24 protein-coding genes and 1 tRNA gene are annotated in these 23873 nt (G+C 65.2%); 17 read left to right on the top strand and 8 right to left on the bottom strand.

Features of this window, described 5'->3' with window-relative positions:
• The first annotated feature begins 1 nt into the window (after position 1).
• From ABC347_RS08990 to ABC347_RS08975, 4 genes are all read left to right on the top strand, one after another.
• Positions 2 to 502, top strand: coding sequence for a DUF2793 domain-containing protein (locus tag ABC347_RS08990; RefSeq protein ID WP_413245390.1), 501 nt, complete (start codon positions 2 to 4; stop codon positions 500 to 502).
• A gap of 204 nt (positions 503 to 706) precedes the next feature.
• Entirely contained in the window at positions 707 to 1804 is a 1098-nt protein-coding gene (locus ABC347_RS08985) for an OmpA family protein (protein ID WP_413247026.1), read from the top strand.
• Positions 1805 to 1975: 171 nt separating this feature from the next.
• Positions 1976 to 3280: a UDP-glucose dehydrogenase family protein gene (locus ABC347_RS08980; RefSeq protein ID WP_413245389.1), complete on the top strand. Its 1305-nt coding sequence runs from the start codon at positions 1976 to 1978 to the stop codon at positions 3278 to 3280.
• 56 nt (positions 3281 to 3336) lie between these two features.
• Positions 3337 to 3873, top strand: coding sequence for a superoxide dismutase family protein (locus tag ABC347_RS08975; RefSeq protein WP_413245388.1), 537 nt, complete (start codon positions 3337 to 3339; stop codon positions 3871 to 3873).
• 1 nt (position 3874) lies between these two features.
• On the opposite strand, the gene ABC347_RS08970 is transcribed toward ABC347_RS08975, so the two are convergent.
• Positions 3875 to 5449: an MFS transporter gene (locus tag ABC347_RS08970; protein ID WP_413245387.1), complete on the bottom strand. Its 1575-nt coding sequence runs from the start codon at positions 5447 to 5449 to the stop codon at positions 3875 to 3877.
• 70 nt (positions 5450 to 5519) lie between these two features.
• On the opposite strand from ABC347_RS08970, the gene ABC347_RS08965 reads away from it, so the two are divergent.
• Positions 5520 to 6002, top strand: coding sequence for a low molecular weight protein-tyrosine-phosphatase (locus tag ABC347_RS08965; protein ID WP_413245386.1), 483 nt, complete (start codon positions 5520 to 5522; stop codon positions 6000 to 6002).
• Here ABC347_RS08965 and ABC347_RS08960 read toward each other — a convergent pair.
• The 3 genes from ABC347_RS08960 to ABC347_RS08950 all read right to left on the bottom strand — a co-directional run bounded on the left by ABC347_RS08960 (position 5971) and on the right by ABC347_RS08950 (position 8554).
• Positions 5971 to 7308: an amidohydrolase gene (locus tag ABC347_RS08960; protein ID WP_413245385.1), complete on the bottom strand. Its 1338-nt coding sequence runs from the start codon at positions 7306 to 7308 to the stop codon at positions 5971 to 5973. The genes ABC347_RS08965 and ABC347_RS08960 overlap by 32 nt on opposite strands.
• A 102-nt stretch (positions 7309 to 7410) precedes the next feature.
• Positions 7411 to 7872, bottom strand: a complete 462-nt coding sequence (locus ABC347_RS08955; RefSeq protein ID WP_413245384.1) for a DUF3617 domain-containing protein — start codon at positions 7870 to 7872, stop codon at positions 7411 to 7413.
• Between the two features lie 130 nt (positions 7873 to 8002).
• A complete protein-coding gene (locus tag ABC347_RS08950; protein WP_413245383.1) occupies positions 8003 to 8554 on the bottom strand; it encodes a DUF3617 domain-containing protein in 552 nt (183 codons plus the stop codon).
• Between the two features lie 141 nt (positions 8555 to 8695).
• On the opposite strand from ABC347_RS08950, the gene uvrB reads away from it, so the two are divergent.
• Positions 8696 to 10891, top strand: a complete 2196-nt coding sequence (gene uvrB / locus ABC347_RS08945; RefSeq protein ID WP_413245382.1) for an excinuclease ABC subunit UvrB — start codon at positions 8696 to 8698, stop codon at positions 10889 to 10891.
• Between the two features lie 62 nt (positions 10892 to 10953).
• Positions 10954 to 11478: a GNAT family N-acetyltransferase gene (locus ABC347_RS08940; protein ID WP_413245381.1), complete on the top strand. Its 525-nt coding sequence runs from the start codon at positions 10954 to 10956 to the stop codon at positions 11476 to 11478.
• A gap of 3 nt (positions 11479 to 11481) precedes the next feature.
• On the opposite strand, the gene ygfZ is transcribed toward ABC347_RS08940, so the two are convergent.
• The gene (gene ygfZ / locus ABC347_RS08935; RefSeq protein WP_413245380.1) at positions 11482 to 12222 is read right to left on the bottom strand and encodes a CAF17-like 4Fe-4S cluster assembly/insertion protein YgfZ; all 741 of its coding nucleotides are present in this window, start codon (positions 12220 to 12222) and stop codon (positions 11482 to 11484) included.
• A gap of 52 nt (positions 12223 to 12274) precedes the next feature.
• On the opposite strand from ygfZ, the gene ABC347_RS08930 reads away from it, so the two are divergent.
• Positions 12275 to 13594, top strand: coding sequence for a dihydroorotase (locus tag ABC347_RS08930; RefSeq protein ID WP_413245379.1), 1320 nt, complete (start codon positions 12275 to 12277; stop codon positions 13592 to 13594).
• A 42-nt stretch (positions 13595 to 13636) separates the two neighbouring features.
• Here the strand turns inward: ABC347_RS08930 and ABC347_RS08925 are convergent, their stop codons facing one another.
• Together ABC347_RS08925 and ABC347_RS08920 are read right to left on the bottom strand one after the other, a co-directional pair.
• Positions 13637 to 13879 carry a hypothetical protein gene (locus tag ABC347_RS08925; RefSeq protein WP_413245378.1) on the bottom strand — a complete coding sequence of 81 codons (243 nt, stop codon included), beginning with the start codon at positions 13877 to 13879 and terminating at the stop codon, positions 13637 to 13639.
• Positions 13880 to 13917: 38 nt separating this feature from the next.
• The gene (locus ABC347_RS08920) at positions 13918 to 14706 is read right to left on the bottom strand and encodes a DUF1134 domain-containing protein (protein ID WP_413245377.1); all 789 of its coding nucleotides are present in this window, start codon (positions 14704 to 14706) and stop codon (positions 13918 to 13920) included.
• Positions 14707 to 14877: 171 nt separating this feature from the next.
• Here ABC347_RS08920 and ABC347_RS08915 point away from each other — a divergent pair.
• The 8 genes from ABC347_RS08915 (at position 14878) to ABC347_RS08880 (ending at position 20328) form a co-directional block, all read left to right on the top strand.
• Positions 14878 to 14967: transfer RNA gene (locus ABC347_RS08915), tRNA-Ser, on the top strand.
• A gap of 511 nt (positions 14968 to 15478) precedes the next feature.
• The gene (locus ABC347_RS08910; protein WP_413245376.1) at positions 15479 to 16609 is read left to right on the top strand and encodes an amidohydrolase family protein; all 1131 of its coding nucleotides are present in this window, start codon (positions 15479 to 15481) and stop codon (positions 16607 to 16609) included.
• On the top strand, positions 16602 to 16979 hold the full coding sequence (locus ABC347_RS08905; protein WP_413245375.1) for a metal-sulfur cluster assembly factor: 378 nt from the start codon (positions 16602 to 16604) through the stop codon (positions 16977 to 16979). The genes ABC347_RS08910 and ABC347_RS08905 overlap by 8 nt, the downstream gene beginning before the upstream one ends.
• A 15-nt stretch (positions 16980 to 16994) precedes the next feature.
• Positions 16995 to 17735, top strand: a complete 741-nt coding sequence (locus tag ABC347_RS08900; RefSeq protein ID WP_413245374.1) for an SDR family NAD(P)-dependent oxidoreductase — start codon at positions 16995 to 16997, stop codon at positions 17733 to 17735.
• Positions 17735 to 18166, top strand: coding sequence for a MaoC family dehydratase (locus ABC347_RS08895; protein ID WP_413245373.1), 432 nt, complete (start codon positions 17735 to 17737; stop codon positions 18164 to 18166). Before ABC347_RS08900 ends, ABC347_RS08895 begins: the two co-directional genes overlap by 1 nt.
• A 13-nt stretch (positions 18167 to 18179) precedes the next feature.
• Positions 18180 to 18713 (top strand): MaoC family dehydratase, encoded by a 534-nt coding sequence (locus ABC347_RS08890; RefSeq protein ID WP_413245372.1) that lies wholly within the window; start codon positions 18180 to 18182, stop codon positions 18711 to 18713.
• On the top strand, positions 18710 to 19141 hold the full coding sequence (locus ABC347_RS08885) for a Zn-ribbon domain-containing OB-fold protein (RefSeq protein ID WP_413245371.1): 432 nt from the start codon (positions 18710 to 18712) through the stop codon (positions 19139 to 19141). The genes ABC347_RS08890 and ABC347_RS08885 overlap by 4 nt, the downstream gene beginning before the upstream one ends.
• Positions 19138 to 20328, top strand: a complete 1191-nt coding sequence (locus ABC347_RS08880) for a lipid-transfer protein (protein ID WP_413245370.1) — start codon at positions 19138 to 19140, stop codon at positions 20326 to 20328. The genes ABC347_RS08885 and ABC347_RS08880 overlap by 4 nt, the downstream gene beginning before the upstream one ends.
• Positions 20329 to 20355: 27 nt before the next feature.
• On the opposite strand, the gene ABC347_RS08875 is transcribed toward ABC347_RS08880, so the two are convergent.
• On the bottom strand, positions 20356 to 21894 hold the full coding sequence (locus tag ABC347_RS08875) for a flavin-containing monooxygenase (RefSeq protein ID WP_413247025.1): 1539 nt from the start codon (positions 21892 to 21894) through the stop codon (positions 20356 to 20358).
• A 287-nt stretch (positions 21895 to 22181) separates the two neighbouring features.
• Here ABC347_RS08875 and ABC347_RS08870 point away from each other — a divergent pair, with 287 nt between their 5' ends.
• Positions 22182 to 23867, top strand: coding sequence for an AMP-binding protein (locus ABC347_RS08870; RefSeq protein WP_413245369.1), 1686 nt, complete (start codon positions 22182 to 22184; stop codon positions 23865 to 23867).
• The last annotated feature ends 6 nt before the right edge of the window (positions 23868 to 23873 follow it).

The following is a 23873-nucleotide window of genomic DNA, read 5'->3' as shown; positions in this document are numbered from 1 at the left end:
CATGACCGAGACGACACCGCGGCTGGACTTGCCGCTGATCGCAGCCGGGCAGGCACAGAAGGAGATCGTGCACAATGAGGCGCTGGCGATCCTCGAACATCTGACCCTGCCGGTAGCCGAGACGATCGGGGACGCGGCACCACCCGCAGACGCGGCAGTGGGCCGCAGCTGGATCGTGGGGGCCGCCCCCATCGGCGCATGGACCGGACAGGCTGGCGCGATCGCTTGCCGGACGGCAGGCGGATGGCGGTTCGTCACGCCGGTTTCAGGCATGGCGCTCTGGGTCGAAGCGGAAGGATGCTGGGCCCGCTTCGACGGCTATGCCTGGGAAATCGGGATCGTGGCCGCGCGGTCGATCCAGGTGGCGGGCCAATCGGTCGTAAGAGAGCGCCAACCGGGGATCCTGGCTCCCGCTGGTGGGGTGATGGTCGATGCCGAGGCGCGCGCCAGCCTCACCGCTATCTTGGAAACCTTGCGAAATCATGGGCTTATCGAGAGGTAAGAAATTTTTTTGCGGCACTGCGCAACCGGAAGGCCCAAGGCGGGTTTAGCGGCTGTCTGTCGAGGGGCCCCATCTGCATCATCTTCACCATTTCGGTGAGGCATTTCGGCAACAGTGGCAGTATATGTGCGCTTGCGCGGATACTCCGCTTTGGTTAGGTATTCTCACGGTTCCTACTCGGAACCTGAACGAAAGGGGATTAATATGCGTAAGCTGGCCATTATGGCTGCGCTCGCCACGACCGCTCTGGCTGGTCCGGCGTTCGCGCGCGACGGCGCCTGGTACGTCGGCGTCGAAGGTGGCGCGATGATCGTCGAGGACATCGACTACGACATCGGCGGCAATCCGAACCAGCTGTCGGTCGACTCCAAGTACGGCCTCGATGTCGACGGCATCATCGGCTACGACTTCGGCGGGTTCCGCGCCGAGGCCGAGGTCGGCTACAAGCAGGCCTTCGTCGATGAGCATCAGATTGCTCTCGCGCTGGCAGGTTTCCCGGCTGGCACCTATTCCGACAGCTCTTCCGGCAAGACGACCGCGCTCAGCTTCATGCTGAACGGCCTGCTCGACTTCGGTGACGATGAAGGCCTGTCGGGCTTCGTCGGCGGCGGTGCCGGTATCGCCCGCATCAAGGCGGACGGCTATTCGGTTAACGCCGGCAACACGATCCTGCTGAACGACAGCGACACGCGCTTCGCGTGGCAGGCGATCGCCGGCATCCGCGCTCCGCTGACCGAGAATATCGACGTCGGCCTGAAGTATCGCTTCTTCAACGCGGACAATCTGAAGATGGTCGCGGCGAACGGCGCGGCGACCGACAGCCGGTTCCGCTCGCACTCGCTGCTGGGTAGCCTGATCTTCAACTTCGGTGAGCCGGCTGCTCCGCCGCCGCCGCCGCCGCCGCCGCCGCCGCCGCCGCCTCCCCCGCCGCCGCCGCCGCCGCCGCCGGCTGCTGTCCCGGGGCCGTTCATCGTGTTCTTCGACTGGGATAAGTCGGACATCACGCCTGAGGCTGCGACCATTCTCGACAACGCTGCGCAGGCTTACCAGACGACCGGTCAGGCGACCGTGATGCTGGCTGGCCACGCCGACAAGTCGGGTTCGGACCAGTACAATGTCGGTCTCTCGCAGCGTCGTGCCGACGCGGTGAAGAGCTACCTGGCCGGCAAGGGCGTGCCTGACACGTCCGTCACGACCGAAGCGTTCGGCGAAAGCCGCCCGCTGGTCGAGACTGCCGACGGTGTGCGCGAGCCGCAGAACCGCCGCGTGGAGATCACCTTCGGTCCGGGTTCGGGCATGTAAGGCGCTTGCCGCTGCCTTCGGGCAGTGGCATTCCAAGCGACTGGAAATGGATGGGGGTCGACCGCAAGGTCGGCCCCTTTTCCTTGAGCCGGCGACAGGGGACGGGGACGGCTGGCGTTCGCGCGTGCGGCAAGCTAGGGCTGCGCGCGACCAGCAATTGCGGATGAACCCATGCGGATAACGATGATCGGGACGGGCTATGTGGGTCTCGTCTCCGGGGCCTGCTTCTCCGATTTCGGACACCGCGTTACCTGCGTCGACAAGGATGCAGACAAGATCGCCGCGCTCGAAGCGGGGCGGATGCCGATCTACGAACCCGGATTGGATGCGCTCGTGGCCGGTAATGTACGCTCCGGTCGCCTGTCGTTCACGACCGACCTGGCAGCCGGCGTGGCCGACGCCGATGCAGTGTTCATCGCGGTCGGCACGCCATCGCGCCGTGGCGACGGCCATGCCGACCTGAGCCATGTGTTCGCCGCGACCCGGGAGATCGCGGCGGCGCTGCGCAAGCCGGCGGTGGTGGTCACCAAATCGACCGTGCCGGTCGGCACCGGGGACGAGGTCGAGCGGATCATCCGCGAAGTCGCGCCAGACGCCGAGGCGTGGGTCGTGTCGAACCCGGAGTTCCTGCGTGAAGGCGCCGCGATCGAGGATTTCAAGCGACCCGACCGGATCGTGATCGGCACCGACGACGAAGCCGCGCGCGAGCTGATGCGCGAAGTCTATCGGCCGCTGTCGCTGAACCAGGCGCCGCTGCTGTTCACCGGCCGCCGCACCGCCGAGCTCATCAAATATGCGGCCAATGCATTCCTGGCGACCAAGATCACCTTCATCAACGAGATTGCCGACCTTTGCGAAGTGGTCGGCGCCAATGTGCAGGACGTGTCGCGCGGGATCGGGCTCGACAACAGGATCGGGCGAAAATTCCTGAACGCAGGGCCGGGCTATGGCGGATCCTGCTTCCCCAAGGACACTCTGGCGCTGATGAAGACTGCCGACGACAATGACGCGCCGCTGCGGATCGTGGAAGCGGTGGTGCAGGTCAACGACAGCCGCAAGCGCGCGATGGGCCGCAAGGTCATCAAGGCGATGGGCGGCGAGGCGCGCGGCAAGACGATCGGCGTGCTCGGCCTGACGTTCAAGCCCAACACAGACGACATGCGCGACGCGCCGTCGATCGCGCTGATCCAGACGTTGCAGGATGCGGGCGCGACCGTGCGCGCGTTCGACCCCGAAGGGATCGAGCAGGCCCGGCCGCTCTTGTCGGACGTCGATTTCCTGGGGGATCCCTATGCGGTGGCCGATGGCGCCGACGCGCTGGTGATCGTTACCGAGTGGGATGCGTTCCGCGCGCTCGACCTGCGGCGGATCGCCGGGCTGCTGAACGAGCCGGTGCTGGTCGACCTGCGCAACATCTATCGCCCGCATGAGGCGGAGCGGGCGGGGCTGCGCTATACCGGGATCGGCCGGGGCTGACAGGCAACCGCGCGCGCGGCGGGGCGTTCAGGCCCGGTACCTTCGAGGAGACTGACATGCGCGCGACCCTGATCCTGATCGCAACACTGCCGCTTGCCGCCTGCGCGACCGGGGAAGGGGGCAGCGTCAGTTCCGCCACCGCGCCGCGCGCCACGGCAGCGCTGGCCGATGCGACCGGCGCCGCCAAGGGCAGCGCCACGATCGTGCAGGAAGGCAGCGCGTTGCGTGTGACGATCGATGCGAGCGGGATGCCGGCGGGGCCGCACGGGCTGCACCTGCATCAGGTAGGCCGCTGCGACGCGCCGGACTTCACCACGGCAGGCGCACACTGGAACCCCACCGCGATGAAGCACGGCAAGGATGCGCCGCAAGGGCCGCATTCCGGCGACCTGCCGAACCTGGAGATCGGCAGCGGTGGGAGCGGCAAGCTGAGCTTCACGATCCCGAACGCCACGCTGACCGGGGGCGAGAACGCGCTGCTGGATGCCGATGGCGCAGCGTTGGTGATCCATGCCGCAGCCGACGACTATCGCACCGATCCGAGCGGCAATAGCGGCGGCCGGATCGCCTGCGGGGTCGTGACCGCGAGTTGAGCTAGACTGGCTCGCCGGCCGCGCGGGCGCGGTCGGCGACGCTGGCTTCGGCGGCCGGCAGCGTGCGGTGGGCGTACAGCAGGCACCCGATTGAGATGGGGATGACGGCCAGAAGCGATAGTACGCCAGTGCCCAGATCTCCGGACCAGGCCGAAACGCGTCCGGCGAGATAGGGGCCAAGCGCGAGCCCGACGAGGGTCGTCGCCAGGAAGAAGGTCGCGGTCGCGGTGCCGCGCATCCGGGGCAGGACAAGGTCTTGCGTGGTCGCGGCCGACGCACCGAGCGCCGAGCTTGACAGCGCCACCATTGGCAGCTGCAGCGCGTAGAACAAGCCGATGTCGGTGGCGTTGAAGGCGACCAGCATCGGTACGACCGGCGCGACCGCGCCGAACAGCGCGACCTTGATGCGGCCCGCAGGGTCCGTCCGCCGCAGCCGATCGGCGAAGCGCCCACCTAGAACCACCCCGATGAACCCGCCGGCCGCGCCGGCTCCCCCGATCAGCAGGCCCGCGGTGGCGGGCGACCCGCCAAGTTCACGCAGCGCGAACGGCGCAGACCAGAAGCTGACCGAATAGGCCACGAAGGCGATCAGCCCATAGCCGATCGCCACGCAGAGAAAGGTCGGGGTGCCCCAGATCAGCGCGAAGGTCGGCGGGTCGCGACGACGCAATGCGCTGGCCCAGCTGAACACTGCGTAGACGCCGATGCCGATCGCGCTCCATTGCGGCACGTCACCGGTCAGGCGGATCATCGCGACCGCAAGCGTGGCGGTCATCAGCGCGAGGGCGATGTTGATCGCCAGGGCACCGGCGCCGCGGCGCGCCGCGCCGATCAGGGTCAGCGGCGGCAGCACCGTGACAAGTTCCTGCAGGAAGCTGGCAAAGGGACGTGCGACCGGTGGCGAAAGCAGGCCATCGGACTGACCGCGCAGCGGTTCGCGCAAGGTGGCGACGAGCAGCGCCAGCAGCAGGCCGGGAATACCGACCGCCAGGAATGCCGCTTGCCAGCCTGCGAGGCCGAGCGGGCCGCCCCCCGGGTAGGCAGCGTTCCAGCGCTCGACGACGGCACCGCCCACGAACAGCGAAAGGCCGCCGCCGAGATACAGGCCGGAGGAATAGATGGCGAGCGCGGTCGCGCGCTTCTCACGCGGGAAATAATCCGACAGCAGCGAATAGGCGCAGGGGCTGGCGGTCGCCTCGCCGATGCCGACGCCGATGCGGGCGGCGGCAAGCTCCGCACCGCCGCGCGCGAAGCCCGACAGCGCGGTCATCGCCGACCAGAGCGCGAGCCCCCCGCTCATCAGCGTAACACGGCGCCAGCTGTCGGCAAGCCGGCCGAGGGGGATGCCGAACAGCGCGTAGAACACGCCGAACGCGGTACCGTACAGAAAGCCGAGATCGGCGTCGCTGAGCCCGAGGTCGCGCTTCACATCCTCGGCCAGGATCGAGAGGATCTGGCGATCGACGAAATTCAACACATAGACGAGCACGAGGACGCCGAGCACATAATTGGCATAGGCCGGGCTCGATCCGGCAGCGGACGCGGGTGCGCCATCATCGTCGATGCGCACCGGCATCCCTCCCTCGCTTGTTCTGTCGTTGCACCAGAGCTAGCAGACCCGTGCGGCAAGCCAAAAGGCGATTGCGATGACGATATCGGTCCTGTTCGTGTGCCTTGGCAATATCTGCCGATCGCCGCTGGCCGAAGCGGCGTTGCGCGACGAAGCCGCGCGGCGGGGCATCGCGCTGGAGGTGGACAGCGCGGGCACCGGGGATTGGCATATCGGCCATGCACCGGATCCGCGCGCGCAGACGGTAGCGAAACGGCACGGTGCCGATATCGCGCATTATCGCGCGCGGCAGATCACCACGGACGATTTCCGGCGGTTCGACCGGATCGTCGCGCTCGACCCGCAGAACCTGACCGACCTGCAGGCGCTGCGCCCGTCCGATGCGCGGGCGCAGCTGAGCCTGCTGCTCGATCATGTGCCGGGCCGCGCGGGCGAAGCCGTGGCCGACCCCTATTACGGAGACGACGCCGGCTTCGAGACGAGCTGGGCCGATGTCAGCGCGGGCGCGGCCGGGTTGATCGATGCGCTTACTGCGCGGGAGCGGACGAACCCGGCTTGAGAAGATCGAGCACCGCGGCCGTCATTGCTTCGGCTCCGATCCGGACCGAGGGCTCGGGATCGATCTTGAACAGTGGCGAATGATGCGAAGGGACCGCGGGTCCGCCCTTGTCGGCCGCATCGAGCGCGGCCTTGGGCGTGCCGCCGACCGCGAAATAATAGCCCGGCACACCCAGATCGGGCTGTACGAGATAGGCAAAATCCTCCGCCCCCATGCTCTGCTGCTCGAACGGCAGGACGGCATCGGCTCCAAGCTCCTTGACCATCACCGCGTTAAGGCGGCGCGCGAGAGCGGCATCGTTGATCGTGGTCGGCGTGCCTTCCGACACCTTGACGATCGGCAGCTTGTCTTCCGGCATGCCGTTCACGCGGCCGACATTTTCCGCCACCCGCTTGATGGTGGCGAGCAGCATCGCGCGCGTTTCCTCATCATTGGCTCGGACAGTGACCTGAAGATCCGCATGATCGGAGATGATGTTGTGCTTCGATCCGGCATGGAAGGCGCCGACCGTGATGACGCCCGGCTTGAGCGGTGATTTCTCGCGGCTGATAATACCCTGCAGCGCGATCACGATCTGGCTGGCGATATAGACCGGATCCTTGCCGTTCTGCGGCGCGGCGCCATGCGCGCCGATGCCGGGCACGGTGATGTCGACCGAATCCGCGGACGAGTACTGGATGCCTTCGGAAGCGGAGACGGTGCCGGTCGGCTGCATCGAATTGACGTGGAAGGCGAGTGCATAGTCAGGCTTTGGAAAGCGGGTGTAGAGCCCGTCCTTCAGCATCGCGATCGCGCCGCCGGTCCGTTCCTCGGCCGGCTGGACGATCATCACCACGGTGCCGCGCCAGCGATCCTTGAGCGCATTTAGGCGGCGCGCGGTGGCGACCAGGGCGGTGATGTGGGTATCGTGGCCGCACGCATGCATCACCGGATTCTCGACACCGTCGATGCCGACCTGGCGGGCGACCGACATGTTGGGCAGGCCCGAGGCTTCCTTGACCGGCAGGCCATCCATGTCGGCGCGGACCAGCACCGTCGGCCCCGCACCGTTCTTCATGATCGCGACCACTCCGGTACCACCGACCTTTTCGGTGACGGTGGCGCCGGCGGCGCGCAATTCCTTCGCCATGCGCGCGGCGGTCGCGGTTTCCTTGAAGCTGAGTTCGGGATTGCGGTGGAACCAGTCGAACAGCTTGCCGAGATCGCGATCATAATCGGCCTTGATCGCCGGCGCATAATCGGGCGCGGCGATGGCGGGGGCGGCGATGCCGGCAAGCAGCAGGAACAGCGACGGCTTCACGAACATGGCATTACCCCCGGATGACGAGGGTGCATCTGGCGCGATGACGCGGCGCAGCGTCAAGCGGAATCGCGCAGTTTTGCGGTGTTCGAGACCTTCGGGCCTCGATCAGCCAGCGGTTGCGCACTCCCCGATGCGGGAGGCGACGACGCGGCTGCGGACGATCACCGCATGGTCGGGATCGCCCATCGTGGTCGCGACGTCGAGCGCATAGTCATCACCGTCGTAGCGGCCGACGCTTTGCATGCGGGCGGCATCGGCAATGCCCTGCGCGCCGCAGCTGCCGCTGAGTTCGACGCGACCGGAGCCGACCCGCGTGCGTGAGACGGTGCAGGCATCGTTGCCGTTGCCTTCGGCGAACCAGCGGCCGGGATCGGCCGCCAGCACCGGAGCGATGCAGACCTGGCGCGTGACCGGGGCGGGGAGCGGTGTCGTGGCAGGCGCGCCGGCCAGCGTGGCGCCGGTGATCGCGGTGCTTTCCACCCAAAGACCCGGCCTGAGCCCGGCTTCGTCCGCTGCGGCGAGCGGCGTGGCCATGGCGATGATCGGCAACAGAATGATGGCGCGCATAGAATGAGCCCCCGAAAGACAGTCGCTTCGCGCCGCGCACATCCCCCCGGACATTTGCGGCAAATCGAATCCTCGCACAAACAAGGTTAACCGCAAGTCACTTTCGCGCGGTTATTTCACCTCGGGAACGTCATTTCGCAGTATTCGCCGTGCAGGCGCCGATGCGCCGACCTTCGGTATGGCCCGCCATCGTCAGCCCGGGGCCGCCCGGCATCGCCATGTCGTAATCGATCGCATAGCCATCTGCGGTGAAGCTGCCGGCCAGCTTCATCCGCATCTCGCCACCGTCCTGTCCGCGGCACACCAGCGTGGCGTCGATCCGTCCGCCGGTCATCGCGAAATTCTCATAGGCGCAGCCACTGTCCTGCCGGCCGGTGAACAGGTCGGCGGCGGGTCGCGCGGCTTCGGCTGGCGTCACGCAATGCTGGAAGCTGTTCGATCGACCCTGCATCGCGGCCATGGCCTGATCCCGGGCGCCGGCCGGCATGCCGGGCATCTCCATCTTCGTGATGCGCGTTTCGCTGCGCCACAAGCCCGGTGCGATCCGCATCCTGCCATCGGTGGTGGCGATCGCCTCCAGCGGCGGGGCATCCTTGGCGGCGGCCTGGTTGCCTTCGGCATCGCCACTGCCGCACGCGGATAGCGGAGCGAGGAGCAGCAGGCAGGCAAGGGGCGCACGCATCATGGGATCTCCGGCTTGTCATGGGCGCCCGTCCACGCATCTTGCGGCGCGGTGGCGCACGGATAGCGCCCCCCGAAATCGGCTGCAACATTCGCCCGATGCCGGCTGGCAGAGCAGTGCCGCGGCCCCCATATTGGCGTGATGGCGATCCAGATCCGTACCGACCTTGCCGAGCCGGAAACCGGCCAGAGCTTCGTGCCCCACCGTCCGGCGCGGCCCGAGAAGGCAGAGGGCGGCAAGCCGTTCCGCATCGTCAGCGACTATGAACCTTCGGGCGACCAGCCGACCGCGATCGCGGAGCTCGTCGGCCAGGCCGAGGCCGGCGAGCGCGACCAGGTGCTGCTGGGCGTGACCGGTTCCGGCAAGACGTTCACCATGGCCAAGGTCGTGGAAAGGCTGCAGCGGCCGGCACTTGTGCTGGCGCCGAACAAGATCCTGGCGGCGCAGCTCTACGGGGAATTCAAGCAATTCTTTCCCGACAATGCCGTCGAATTCTTCGTGAGCTATTATGATTACTACCAGCCCGAGGCCTATGTGCCGCGGACCGATACCTATATCGAGAAGGAAAGCTCGATCAACGAGGCGATCGACCGGATGCGCCATTCGGCCACCAGGTCGCTCCTCGAGCGTGACGATGTACTGATCGTAGCATCGGTTTCGTGCCTGTACGGCATCGGATCGGTCGAGACCTATTCGGCGATGATCTTCGACCTGAAGAAGGGCCAGACCGTCGACCAGCGCGAGATCGTGCGCAAGCTGGTGGCACTGCAATACAAGCGTAACGACCAGAGTTTCCAGCGCGGCAATTTCCGCGTGCGTGGCGACACGCTGGAAATCTTCCCGTCGCATTATGAGGACAGCGCCTGGCGCGTGACCTTCTTCGGCGACGAGATCGAGGCGATCGCCGAATTCGATCCGCTGACCGGCAAGACCAGCGCCAATCTGGACAGTGTGCGTATCTATGCGAATTCGCATTATGTGACGCCGGGCCCGACGCTGAAGCAGGCGGGCGAGGCGATCCGCCACGAGTTGGCCGAACGGCTGAAGGAATTGGTGATCGAGGGCAAGCTGCTGGAGGCGCAGCGGCTGGAACAGCGTACCAATTTCGACCTGGAGATGATCGCGGCGACGGGCAGCTGTGCGGGGATCGAGAATTATTCTCGCTTCCTGACCGGTCGGCTGCCCGGCGAGCCGCCGCCCACGCTGTTCGAATATCTGCCTGAGAATGCGCTGCTGTTCGTCGACGAGAGCCACCAGACGATCGGCCAGATCAACGGCATGTCGCGCGGCGACCATCGGCGCAAGATCACGCTGGCCGAATACGGCTTCCGGCTGCCGTCTGCGATCGACAACCGCCCGCTTCGCTTCAATGAGTGGGACGCGATGCGCCCGCAGACAGTGTGCGTGTCGGCGACGCCGGGCCCGTGGGAGCTGGAGCAGACCGGCGGCGTATTCGCCGAGCAGGTGATCCGGCCGACCGGGCTGATTGATCCGCCGGTCGAGGTGCGACCGGTCGAAAGCCAGGTCGACGATCTGGTCGGCGAATGCCGCGCGGTGGCGGGCAAGGGCTATCGCGCGCTCGTCACCACGCTGACCAAGCGGATGGCGGAGGACCTGACCGAGTATCTGCACGAAGCGGGACTCAAGGTCCGCTACATGCATTCGGATGTGGAGACGCTGGAGCGGATCGAGCTGATCCGCGACCTGCGGCTGGGCGTGTATGATGTGCTGGTGGGTATCAACCTTCTGCGCGAGGGGCTCGACATTCCCGAATGCGGGCTGGTCGCGATCCTGGATGCGGACAAGGAAGGCTTCCTGCGATCCGAGACATCGCTGATCCAGACCATCGGCCGCGCCGCACGCAACGTGGAGGGCAGGGTGATCCTTTATGCCGACCACATTACCGGATCGATGGAGCGCGCGATGGCCGAGACCGCGCGCCGGCGTGAGAAGCAGGCGGCCTATAATGCCGAGCACGGCATCACGCCCGCCACGATCAAGCGCGACATCACCGACATCGTCGGCCATCTCGCCAGTCGCGATCAGGTGACAGTGGAGACCGGGATCGAGGACCGGTCGCACATGGTGGGCCACAATCTGCGCGCCTATATCGAGGATCTGGAGAAGCAGATGCGCAAGGCCGCGGCGGACCTGGAGTTCGAGACCGCGGGCCGGCTGCGCGACGAGATCCGCGCGCTGGAGCAGGAAGAGCTCGGTCTGCCGGTCGATCAGCATCGCGCGCCGGTGAAGCCGAACGCAGTGGCCGGCAAGGCGGGGACGCGCACCACCCGGTTCGGCAAGATCAAGGCGAAGCGGATGGGCGGCGGGCGCCGCTGAGCGCCTACCGTGCCGGCAGGTTCGCGCCGGTGGCCGTAGCGCTTGCCCGATGGTGCCGGGGCATGGAACATGGCGTAATGCAGATCGAGACCGAGCGCCTGATCCTGCGCCCGCACGGGCTGGCCGATTTCGAGCAGAGCTTTGCGCTGACCGCCGATCCGGATGTGCTGCGCTATATCGGCGTCGCGCCGCCGACCCGGGAGGAAGCCTGGCACCGGCTGCTGCGCTATGCCGGCCACTGGCAGCTGCTGGGCTATGGTCTGTTCGCCGTGATCGAGAAGGCGAGCGGCGCGCTGATTGGCGAGACCGGGTTCGCCGATTTCCACCGCGGCTTGGGTGACCGCTTCGATCCCTTTCCCGAGGCCGCCTGGATGTTTGCGGTTTCAGCGCATGGCCGCGGCTATGCCACCGAAGCCGCCGCCGCTGCCCATCGCTGGCACGACGCAGGGGCGGCGCGCGGGCGCACCGTATGCATCATCAATCCGGAAAACCAAGCCTCGCTGCGCACCGCGGCGAAACTGGGCTATGCGCCCTTCGGTGAGACGGTCTATCGCGACGGCCGCGTGGTCATGCTGGACCGCAATTGACCGTCAGCCGGCGGCGGTCGCTTCTTCCAGCCAGCCCGGCATCAGCACATCGCCCCAGCCGATGGCAGGCAGCGCCTCCACCCGCACCAGCCCTACGCCCAGCGCCAGATCGGGATACCAGATGCGCGCGGCGTCGCCGGGGTCGACATCGGTACGGGCCACCACCAGCCGGCGATTGACCTTGGCGCGGTGATGCATCCGTGCCGTATTCTCCTGGCCGACATAGCAGCCCTTGGTGAAGCTGACGCCGTTCAGTTCACGGGCATTGGCCTCCAGCCACAGCGTCTTGTCACTTCCCAGCTCTGACACACCCTCCGCCACGCCATAGCCGAGCCGGTGCGCGCGCCAGGCCGATGACGCATCGCCATCGGCCACCGGCGCCAGCCAGCGCGTGCCGAGCATCGCGCCGCGAGGATCGTGGAGCGCGTCACCAAGCGGCGCCCAGTGCACCGCAAGCCCCGGTTCGGGCGCGATCTCGATGACGCGGCGCAGGCGGTACATTGCCAGCCGACGGGCGAGCGCCTCGGCCTGCGCGGCCTCGCAATCGATCAGGAGATCGTCGTCGACCGACCAGATCATGAAATCGAACAGCGCCTTGCCCTGCGGCGTCAGCAGGCCTGCCCACACCGGGGCGGGGGCATGCGACTCCGGCAGCGCATTGGTGACGAGACCGTCGAGGAACGGGCGGACATCGGCGCCGGCAAGCCGGATCAGCGCGCGATCGCGCAGGGTGGTGGCGGACATGCTGCTGAGGTAGGGACTGGCGCGACGAAAGCAAAGCCGCCGGGAGCATCGCATGCCAAGCTATGATCTTGTCCTGAAGGGCGGCACGATCTGGACCCCGGGCGGGCCGGTCGACACCGATGTCGGCGTGCGCGACGGCCGGATCGCGGGGCTCGGCGTCACGGGCGATGCCGGCGAGACGATCGACTGCACCGGTCTGATGGTGCTGCCGGGGCTGATCGACAGCCAGGTCCATTTCCGCGAACCCGGGCTGGAGGCCAAGGAGGATCTGGAAAGCGGCAGTCGCGCAGCGGTGCTGGGCGGGGTGACCGCGGTGTTCGAGATGCCGAATACCAAGCCCAACACCGACAGCGCCGAGGCGGTGGCCGACAAGCTGGCACGTGCGCGTGATCGGATGTGGTGCGATCACGCCTTCTATGTCGGTGCCACCGCAGCCAATGCCGATCGGCTGGGTGAGCTGGAACGGATCCCGGGTACCGCCGGGGTCAAGATCTTCATGGGCGCCTCGACCGGCGACCTGCTGGTCTCCGAAGATGCGGAACTGGCGCGGGTGCTGGCATCCGGCAGGCGACGGGTCGCGATCCATGCCGAGGATGAAGCGCGCATGCAGGACCGGCTGGGCGAGCGCGTGCCAGGCGATCCGGCCTCGCACCCCATCTGGCGAGACGACGAGAGTGCGATCCTGGCGACACGCCGCATCCTGAAGCTGGCGCGCGCTGCCCGTCGCAGGATCCATATCCTGCACATCACCACGCCGGCCGAGCTGGAACTGATCGCCCAGCACAAGGATATCGCGACGTGCGAGGTGACCCCGCAGCATCTGACGCTGGCCGGGGAGGACGCCTACCCGCGGCTCGGCACTCATGCCCAGATGAACCCGCCCATCCGATCGGCCGCCCATCGCGACGGGTTGTGGCACTGGCTGGCGCAGGGTGTGCCGGATGTGATCGGTTCCGACCATGCGCCGCACACGCTGGCGGAAAAGGCTCAGGCCTATCCGGCGTCGCCGTCCGGCATGCCGGGTGTGCAGACGATCGTGCCGCTGATGCTGAACCATGTCGCCGAAGGCCGGCTGACGCTAGCACGCCTCGTCGACCTCATGGCATCGGGCCCGCAACGCATCTTCGGGCTGATCGGCAAGGGGCGGATCGCCGCCGGATATGACGCCGATTTCACCGTCGTCGACTTGAAGGCCCGCTGGACCGTGGAGCCGGAATGGCTGGCGTCGCGCTGCGGCTGGAGCCCGTTCGAAGGCATGACGTTGACCGGGCGGCCGATCGGCACGATCCTGCGCGGGCGCCGGGTGATGTGGGACGGCACGCTTGCCGAAAGCGCGAGTGGCCGGCCGCTCAGGTTCGAGTCCACGAACTGATCAGGGGGCGTCGGCCGCCCGGCTCGACGCCCGCCCCTTGGATCAGCCGCCCTGGCCGACGCGTCCTTCCTCGTCCGCATCGGCCTTCTCTCCGCCAAGCTGGCCGGGGCCGTGATAGCCGCCGCCCGCCTGGCCATGCTCCTCGAATGATCTGCCTTCATCGTGCGGGTTCGGATAGGCGCCGCCGCCGGACTCGCCGGCGGCATCATGCCCGCTCGCCGGCTTGCGATCCCTGGCCTTGTCCGTGCCGCCACCATCGGCCTGCATCTTGTGGGTATCGGTCATTGCAATCTCCTCGCTGGAAGATGCAACGCACGACGGCCCTAGAAAGGCAGGATCTTCGATTTCTCGCTGAACCGCATGTAGCCGACATTCGCGCCGAGCCGCCAGCCGACGCCGAGCCGGATCGGGATCAGCACGACATCGCCGCGCCGCAGATAGGACGCGGTGAAGCCGCCGACGAAATAGGCCGCCCCCTCGGCCGCGGGAAAGCGGCGGAAAAGCTCTTGACTGTCGTAGAGATTATAGACCAGCACGAACGTCTTGGAGCCGTTCGCGCCGACATCGAAGCCGACTGACGGCCCCGTCCAGAAAACGGGCCGGGTGCCTTCGACCTTGTGGGTCATCGTGCCCGAACCATAGCGGACGCCGATCGCGAACGCGCCACCGGCCTCCCGCCCGCCGATATAGGCGTTGGGCTCGCCCTGATCCTTCAGGATATTCTCGACGATCTTGGCTAGGCCTTCGGCACCGCGGCCGAACACGCCTTCCGCAGCGGCCAGCACGTCATCCTGCTGATAGGTGCTGGCGATCGGCGCGACGCCGGCAGGCGTGGCGGGGACGGCAGTGGTGGTCGCGGGAGCGTCTGCATCGGCAGCAGCGGGCGCGACCGGCGCCTCGGCCGGATAGGCGATCGAGCCGCGCGGTGCGGAAGCCGGCGCGGGCGCGGCCGCGGTGCCCGGCGGGGCGGCAGGCACGGTAGTGGCATAGCCGTTGCCGCCGATCGCGGCGTTGGGATCGACCGTCTGCATCTGGGCGGCCGCGGGCACGCTCGCCAGCCCGACCGCCGCAGCGAATGCGATCACGCAATAGCGCAGGTTCAGGCACGACATCACAAAATCCCCCCGGTCGCGGAAGCGCGAGGTTAACGCCGCGCCGGCTTGCCCCGCAATGAACGGACGACGACCCGAGTCGATCACGCGCCAGGCCGAGTCAGGCGGCACGCCGATTTGGCCCGTTGAAACCCGCCGCGCGCGACGCTATAGCCCGGCCCCTGCCGCACCGGAGACGTGGGTGAGTGGCTGAAACCAACGCTTTGCTAAAGCGTCGTACGGGAAACTGTACCGAGGGTTCGAATCCCTCCGTCTCCGCCAGCCACCCATGAGAATGGTCTCGGCTCAGGGCGCTCGCTTGCAAATGCCCGAACAGCGGTCTTATTTCAGGGCAATCCCGAACTGAGCGGCCTTCAAACCTCGCAAATTGGCACGAGCTCGTCAGCTTTCAGGCGTGCGGTCTCCGCCATCCTGATGCGGGGATGAGTTTCCCTGTTCGACGGGCGAAACAGGGAAAAACTTGAAGTTCTGATCGAAAACAGGCCTGCCAAAGGCTATCCAGCACTGATCGAGAAGCAATTCTCGCACATTTACAGCGCTCTAGCGGCACCAGTTCTTATTTCCCCCGGTGGATGGCGCGTGTGGGCCATGGAGTGGGCTGTGGGTCAAAACATTCCACGGCACCGTTGAGGTGTGTGGCTTATGTCGAAAATGATAACCCGAAAACTCACATTTTCGAGCTAATCCGTCAATGGATGCGTTGACTGATTAGATGGAGCGTCTTACGATGATGGTCTAACCCGGCAAAAGCGGGCAGATCAGGAGAGAGTCGATGATCGACGGGTTGTTCGTGCTCGACGCAGTTACCCACGCGTACAATCACTTGCCGGAGAACTGGGAAGACCCGTCTCTTGGCCATGCGATGGTCGAGCTGGCCTACAACTTGGCCGAGAGTCCGCCGGACCGCCAATATGCAATGTCCCGCGAGGAATATCTGATCGACTGGCAGATTCCTGACCTGGCCAATTTGCTGTTTCGCGAAAGCCAGACCGATGTGGCGGTGTTCCACCCGCTGGCAATCGCGTCCTTCAAGGATGGCTATTCCTCGCTCGCCAAGGCGGCCGAAGCACTGGAGCGCTATCCGAACAGGTTCGTTGGTGCTTATGCCTGTGTCGACCCGCTCAAGGGTGCCGATGCGCTCACTTCCATGGAAGCGCAGGTCGATATGCTCAAACCGTTGGGGCTCAAGTTATACCCAACAAGCTGGGACGGCACAGCCCCGGTCTCCTGGCGCATGGATGATCCGAAGCTGATCTATCCACTCTACGAGAAGGCATCGGAACTTGGCCTGCGCCATGTGGCCGTCCACAAGGCCGTGCCGATCGGTCCCTTTGCAGTCGGCAATGCCTATAACCCGAACGATATCGAGACGGCGGCGACCGATTTCCCGCATCTCAATTTCGAGATCGTCCATGGCGGACTGGCCTTCATGGAGGAGACTGCCTGGCTGCTCGCTCGCTTCTCGAACATCTTTGTAAACATGGAAATTCAAAACATCATCGTCGAGCGCAGGCCACGCGCATTTGCTGATATTCTGCTCGGGCTCTGCAGGATCGGCGGCAACGAAATGCTCAACCGCCTTTTCTGGGGCTCGGGCGGCACGCTGCACCATCCTCAGCCCGGGCTGGAAGCATTTGCGGCCTTCGAGTTCCCTGAAGACATGCTCAATGCCGGCGGACTTTTCAAACCGCTTCAGCAGATCACGCGGCAGAACAAGGCAGACATGCTCGCCGGCACCTTCGCGCGGTTGCACGGTCTAAACCTAGACACGCTTCGGCAAGGCATTGCGGGCGACGAGTTCGAAACCGCAAAGCAGTCCGGGCTGCCGACCCCCTATTCGACGCTGTCGCACATGCAGAACCGTGCGGCCGGCCCGATGCAGGGGGACACGATCTATGCCTGAGCCGACCCTGCGGGCCCCATCTGCGGCAGCAATCCGGCGTGTGCTGGACGAGATACACGACCCATGCAGCCTCGCTGGCGGGGTGCCGCTGGGCTTAGACGAGATGGGGCTGATCGATCGCATTGACATCTCCGATGACGGTGCGATCGAGATCCGCCTCCGGCTGACTGCGCCGTTCTGCCACATGATCGGCTATTTCAAGACAGAGGCCACCCAGCGCGTGATGGCGCTGCCCGGGGTTACCGCAGTCGCGCTCATTGCAGACAACGGGCTAGACTGGGCGCCCGAGCGGATGAGTGAGGCCGCCCAGGCCAAGCGCGCGGCGCATCTGGCTCGGATGATGGCGGCACGATCGGCCGCGGCAGCCTGAACGGAAGGACCGTCGATGACAGGCAGGCTGAAGGATAAGGTCGCTATCGTGACCGGCGCAGGCTCCGGCATGGGCCGCGCGATGGTCGAACTGTTCGTTGAACAGGGCGCCAAGGTGATAGCGGCCGACAATAGCGGGCACGAGGAGCAAACCGCGGCTGGGCTCGGCAATGCCTGCCTGCCATTCCATGTCGATGTCGCCAACTCGGCGGACGTGCGGGCGATGATCGATTTCGCGGTCGAACGTTTCGGACGGCTCGATATCCTGTGCAACAACGCCGGCATTCAAGGCCCAATGGCAAAGACCGCCGATTATGAGGAAGCCGACTGGGACCGCGTTCTAGATGTCAATCTGAAGGGCGTCTTCCTGGGTACGAAATATGCCATCCCTGCAATGCTGCGGTCCGGTGGTGGTTCGATCGTCAATACTTCGTCGATGGCGGCTCTCGTCGCGTTCACGATGCTGCCCGGTTATGCCGCGTCGAAGGGCGGCGTATCCATGCTGACCAAGCAGGTCGCTGCAGAATATGCGGCCGACGGGATCCGCGTGAATGCGATCCTGCCCGGCGCGATCGATACCGGCATGACGCAGGCGATGCCTGCGGACTATATCGGCGGTGCAGTCGCGGGCACGCTGATCGGTCGGATCGGAACGCCGCGCGAGATCGCCAATCTAGCGCTGTTCTTCGCCAGCGACGAGTCGACGTTCATCACCGGAACATTGGTGCCCGTCGATGGCGGATACACGCTGGTCTGATGGGCATTCTCGATCAACTCGCGATTACGCGCGATACGCCGGTCGGCTATGAGCTCGCGCCCATCCGCAAGCAGGCTGTAATTCAGTTAATGGGATCGCGGCTGTGGGGACGGTTCAATCCCAATCACTGGGATCCGGTCTATGCCGCCGAAACGGGGCTGCGCGCGCCGATCCAGACCGGCGAGATGTCATCCGCCTACCTGATGGAAATGTGCGTCAATCATTTCGGGGCGGCGATGTTCACCGGTGCGCGGGTGGTCTGCAAATATATCGCGTCGGTCCTTGCCGGCGAAATCATCACCACCCACGGCATCGTCCGCGACAAGGTTTCCAAGGGCGACGGCTTCCGCTTCATCGTCGACATCTGGTGCGACAATGAAGCAGGGGAAAAGAAAACGGTCGGTTGGGTGGAAGTTGATGTCGGTGTCTGACGGGAGCAGTATGATGTCGTCCGGCAATCCTTTGCACGATCCGAATCCACGATCGCCCGTGCAGACAGCGCAGACGCGTGCCTTCATTGCGGGACTTCAACAGGGATCAGAAACCTATTGGGACGCAACAAGGATCGGCGAGGAGAAATCCCGTGATCTCCATATAACCCCCGAGCTGGTGATTCTGTATGCCGACGCGGTCGAAGACTTCAATCCATGGTACGAAGGTTGGACGATGAACCGCTGGACCGAGCCTGGGACTTCCCCGTTCGGCCAGGCAGTGGTGCCACCGTTGCTGGTTTCTCACTTCGTACTTTCGGTACAGTTCGATCATCGCAAGCCATTCTCGATCGGCTCGATCCACACCTACCATGACAGCGAGCTGATCGCCCCAATCCCGGTGGGAGCGACAGTGCGGATCGCCACGCGCTGTGCTGATAAGTTCGAGAAGCGTGGTCGGCGCTATGTTCGCCATGACGTGACCGTGACGGATGTGTCCGATGGTACGCTCTACTTCCGCGAAACGCGGGATATCCTCTCGCTATGACGGGTGCCACCCGCCGCCCGGTCGTCAAAGGGTTGTTCCAGACCGACGACGTCGCACAGACGCGGCTCGTCGGCACGCGCTGCACGGCGTGCGACACGCTCTATTTTCCGCAGGCGATTAGTTGCCGCAATCCGGATTGCGTCGACAAGAGCATCGAGCCCGTGCTGCTGCCAGCGACGGGCATCGTCCATAGCTTCACCATCCAGCGATATCCGCCGCCGCCGGCGTTCCGCATCGATGACTGGGCACCCTATGCGATCCTTCTGGTCGATCTGGGCGAGGGGCTGCAGGTCATGGGCATGATGCGCGAAGGCAATTTCGAAAACCTGGCGATCGGCATGCCGGTACGCGTGATCGAGGCCGCGCTCTACGCGGATGCAGGAGATGAGGTAACGACCTACATGTTTGCTCCGATCGAGACGATATGACGCGGCAAGTCTTTGTCGTCGGCGCGGGTGCGCACGCCTGGGGCAAGTGGCCGGACGAGACCGGGCTGACGCTTGGTATTTCTGCTGTCACTGCGGCGCTGACGGATGCCGGTCTCGAATGGGGCGATGCGGAGGGGCTGGTCGCGGCAAGCTCCCGCTTCGGTGGTGGGCTTGGCTGGGGCCTTCATGCAAATGAACTGCTGCAAGCGGTCGGCGAGCGGCCCATACCCTGCGTCAACGTCGGCGGCGCATGCGCCGCCGGTGCGATCGCGTTTCAGACCGCGTGGTCGATGGTGGCATCTGGTGCGCAGGACATCGTGGTCGCCGTTGGGGCGGAGCGCATGCCGAAGGGTTTCATCACCCGCCCGCCAGGCGGAGCCGACGATCTCAGCGATCAGGATTATCTGCGCTGGGCGGCGATGGGTGCAACGAATCCCGCCTACTGGTCGCTGGAGGCGCGTCGGCGCATGCACGACCACGCAACGACTGAGGATAGCTTTGCCCGCGCCGCATTGCTGATGCGGGAAAATGCAGCCGGCAATATGCGGGCGCGCTTTCGCAAGCCTATCACGATCGACGAAATCGCGGCGTCGCCGATGGTCGCCGATCCTTTGCGGCTGCTCGAAATCTGTGCGGTCAGCGATGGAGGCGCCGCTGTCGTGCTGGCAAGCGAGGCTGTCGCACGGCGAGCGTCCGCTCCGATCCGGGTGGCGGGCTGCGCCATCGCAACGGGTGCATTCGGCGACCCCGCCCGGCGCATTCCCAACATCGCATCTACGGTGCGACCCGGGGTCCCGCATACGGCAGAAGTGGTGACCGCTGTCGAGCGCGCAAGGGCCATGGCGGGGATCACCCCCGCACAGATCGATGTTCTGGAAATTGCCGACAATACCGCCTGGCACTTGCTTGCCTGGCCCGAAATGCTTGGCTTTTGCGCGCCGGGCGATGCCGATCGCCTGCTTGCCGAAGGAGCATTCTCGCGTGCTGGCGAACTGGCGCTAAATCCGAGCGGCGGCTTTCTCTCTTTCGGCGAAGCGACCACAGCGCAGGCGCTGCTGCAGATTTGTGAACTGACGTGGCAGCTCCGCGGCGAGGCGGAAGGTCATCAGGTGGTCGGCGCCACCATCGGGCAGACTGCGGTACTTGGCCTGGGTGGCAACGGCGGATCGGTCGTGCTCAGCGCGTGAGCCCGGCGCCGAAGGCGCGACCTGCGTTCAGGCGTCCACCACGTCTTTCTCGCGCAGCATCAGCCCGGCATAGCCATTTTCCGAGACGGATTCGAGGATGCTGCGATACCGCTGCACGCCACCTGCATAGGGCATGAATACGCGCGGCTTGCCCGGCATTTCGGCGCCCATGTAGAAGGAAGCCGCCAGCGGGTAGAGTGTCTTTCGCGCCTGATCGTTGAGCGTCGACGCCCAGGCATCCTGCGCATCCTTGGTTGCCTCGACTTCCGCAATCCCGCGGTCGCGGCAATGCTGGATCAGCAGTGCCAGCCAGTCGATCTGCTCCTCCGAGGAAAGCAGGACGTTGCTCAGCAAGGAAGGGCTGCCGGGACCGACGATGATAAACATGTTCGGGAAGTCATGAACGCACAGGCCGAGGAAGCTCTGCGGGCCTGCCGCCCATGCCTCGCGTAATGTCACACCACCCTTGCCCACGATCTCCGGCTTCAGCAGCGAACCGGTGAAGGCGTCGAAGCCGGTTGCATAGATGATCATATCCAGCGGATAATCGGCATCGGTCGTGCGGATGCCCTTCTCCGTGATCTCCGAGATCGGTTGTGCAGCGATATCAACCAACGCGACGTTCGGTCGGTTGAAGGTCGCGAAATAGCCGCTGTCGACTGAAGGCCGGCGCGTGGCGAAGGGAAAGCCCCGCGGCGTCAGCTTGTCCCGCACTTCAGGATCATCGACCTGCTCGGCGATCTTGCTGCGGATGAAATCCGAAGCAATTGCATTCGAAGCCTCGTCGGTGATGATGTCGCGGAAGGTGAGTGCGAAGCCGAAGCCCAGTCGATCCCAGGCCGCTTCGAAAGCCGCCTCGCGTTCCTCAGCCGGGACGTCGGTCGCAGCGCGGCTGTCGGGCACGAAACCAAGTCCGCTTGGCGAATTGCGCGCGGCTTCCCGCCGGGCGCGATAATCCGCCTTTACGGCTCGATCCTCTTCCTCGGTAACCGGAGAGTTGGCGGCGGGGATCGAGAAATTTGGCGTTCGTTGAAAAACGGTAAGATGATCGGCTTGGCGCGCAATTACTGGCGTCATCTGTACGCCGGACGAACCGGTGCCGATGATCCCGACGCGCTTGCCGCTAAAGTCAACCGGCTCCTTCGGCCAGCGCGCGCTGTAGATGATCTGCCCCGTGAAACTGTCCTGTCCTGGATACACGGTGTCCTTAGGTGTCGACAGCTGGCCCACTGCGAGAAGGAAATAGGTCGTCGTCCAGTGTCGGCCATCTTCGGCCGCGATTTTCCAGCGCATCGAACCGGCATCATAAGCAGCGCGCACCACGCGCGTCTTCAGCGCGATGTCGCGACGCAGGTCGAAGCGGTCGGCCACGTGATTGATGTATCGCAGGATCTCGGGCTGAGTGGCGTAACGCTCGCTCCAACGCCATTCCTGTTCCAGTTCCGGCGAAAAACGATAGCTATAGTCATAGCTTTCGACATCGCAGCGTGCGCCAGGATAGCCGTTATACTGCCAGACACCGCCAATCGCATCCGCAGCTTCCAGCACGATGCACGAGAGGCCCATGCTGCGAAACGTGTGCAACGCGCGCAGCCCGGCGAACCCCGCGCCAACGATCACCAGATCGACTGTCTCCACCATACGCATCCTCTCCACACCGCTCGGTATGCCACTTGGTATCCGGATCGTCAACGGTATCGTTGATTCGTTTCGGCGGTTGATGGAAGGCAAAGGTGCGGGCGAAATCTCTAACCGTCAACGTGGCCATTGACTAGGCTTCACACTGGGCTAGGTCTGATTGCAATCGAAACGCTCGAAACGGCGAAGAATCGATCGGCGAGAGAGGACGTATGATGAGGATCTCGGCGCGCCAGGGCGCGCTGGCAGCGCAATTCGCTCCGTGGCGACCCCTCACGCTGCATGGCGCGCTGGACCTGGCCGCCGCACGCTTTCCGCATCGGCCCTTTGTCCTCGACGATAGACGGGTTTGGACCTATTCCGAGATAGCCGAGTGGTCGTCACGCCTTGCCGCCGGCCTTGCTGCAAACAGGGTCCAGCCAGGGGACAGGGTCGCGATCGTCCTCGGCAATTCGGTCGAATTCGTGGCGCTGAAGTTCGCGATCTCGCGCACGGGCGCAGTGGCGGTGCCGGTTAACATCCTTAATCGACGGGACGAGTTACGCTACGTGCTCGAACAGTCGGACGCCGTAATGCTGGTGACCATGGATCGCTTTCGCGACCTCGATTATCTGGCGATGCTCGACGAAATCAATCCCGACTGGGGTAGCGGCTCGGATGATCGAACGAGCGGTTTGCGACAGGTCGTCGTATTGCCAATGGGGGAAGCGCCGCCGCGCCCCGGCACGATGCAGTTCGCCGATCTGGCCGGCGATATGGCGTGTCCCGCGGTTCAAGTTGCACCGGACGATCTCTGTGACATCATCTATACGTCCGGCACGACCGGCCCGCCCAAGGGGGTCATGCTGACGCATGACATGCTTACCAGGACGAGCTTCGGATCGGCTTATGCCCGTGCCTTCGAGGACGGCCGCCGCATCGTCTTCGCACTGCCGATGTATCACGTGTTCGGCTATTGTGAGGGGATGCTCGCGGTCCTGTGGGTTGGCGGCGCGATCGTACCGCAGCTGAAGTTCGACGCGGACTCGATGCTCAAAGCGATCGCGCGCCATCGTGTGACCGACGCTCTTCTGATTCCCATGATGACGCTGGCCCTGATTGAGGGCGCGAAAGCCGGGGCGTACGATTTGACGACGCTGAGCAGTGCGCTGTCTTCCGGTGCACGCGCACCGGAGCGGGTGTGGGCAGGCCTGCGCGACATTCTGGGCGTCGCCGAGATCACCACCGGCTACGGGATGACGGAAACCACCGCCTCGACTACGGTCACACGACCCCATGATCCCGAAGAGCGCCTGCTCACGACCAACGGCAGGCTGCGTGACGTCGGCCCCGCGGGCGACGATGCGCTGAAGGGACGGCTCGTGCAGTATCGTGTCGTCGATCCGGAGACCGATCGCACGCTGGCGTGCGGCCAAGTCGGCGAACTGCGCGCGCGCGGGCCGGGCGTGACATCGGGCTATTTCCGCAACGCCGAAGCGACCGCCGCTGCCTTCGACGCCGATGGCTGGCTGCGGACCGGTGATCTCGGCCGGATCGATGCGGACGACTATATCTCGCTGGTCGGCCGATCGAAGGAATCTTACCGCTGCGGTGGCGAACTGGTGTTGCCGACCGAGGTCGAGGATCTGCTGACGACGCACCCCGCGGTCATCGCGGCGCATGTCGTGCCATTGCCCGATGACCGAATGGGCGAAGTCGGCGTCGCATTCGTGGTCTTGCGTGACGCGGCTCAGGTCGCGCCGGACGAACTCGTATCATTGGTCGCGGAGCGACTGGCGCGATTCAAGGTGCCGCGCCATGTGCTGATTGTCGATGCGTCGGCGATACCGACCACCGCTTCGGGCCGGGCGCGCAAGTTCTTGCTGAGCCAGCGCGCCGCAGAAATGCTGGCGCCAGCATGACGGAAC

Source organism: Sphingomonas canaveralia (assembly GCF_047238125.1).
GTDB lineage: Bacteria > Pseudomonadota > Alphaproteobacteria > Sphingomonadales > Sphingomonadaceae > JBDFMH01.
Note: the sequence above shows the minus strand (reverse complement) of the source record. Positions and strands in the feature narration are given on the sequence as shown.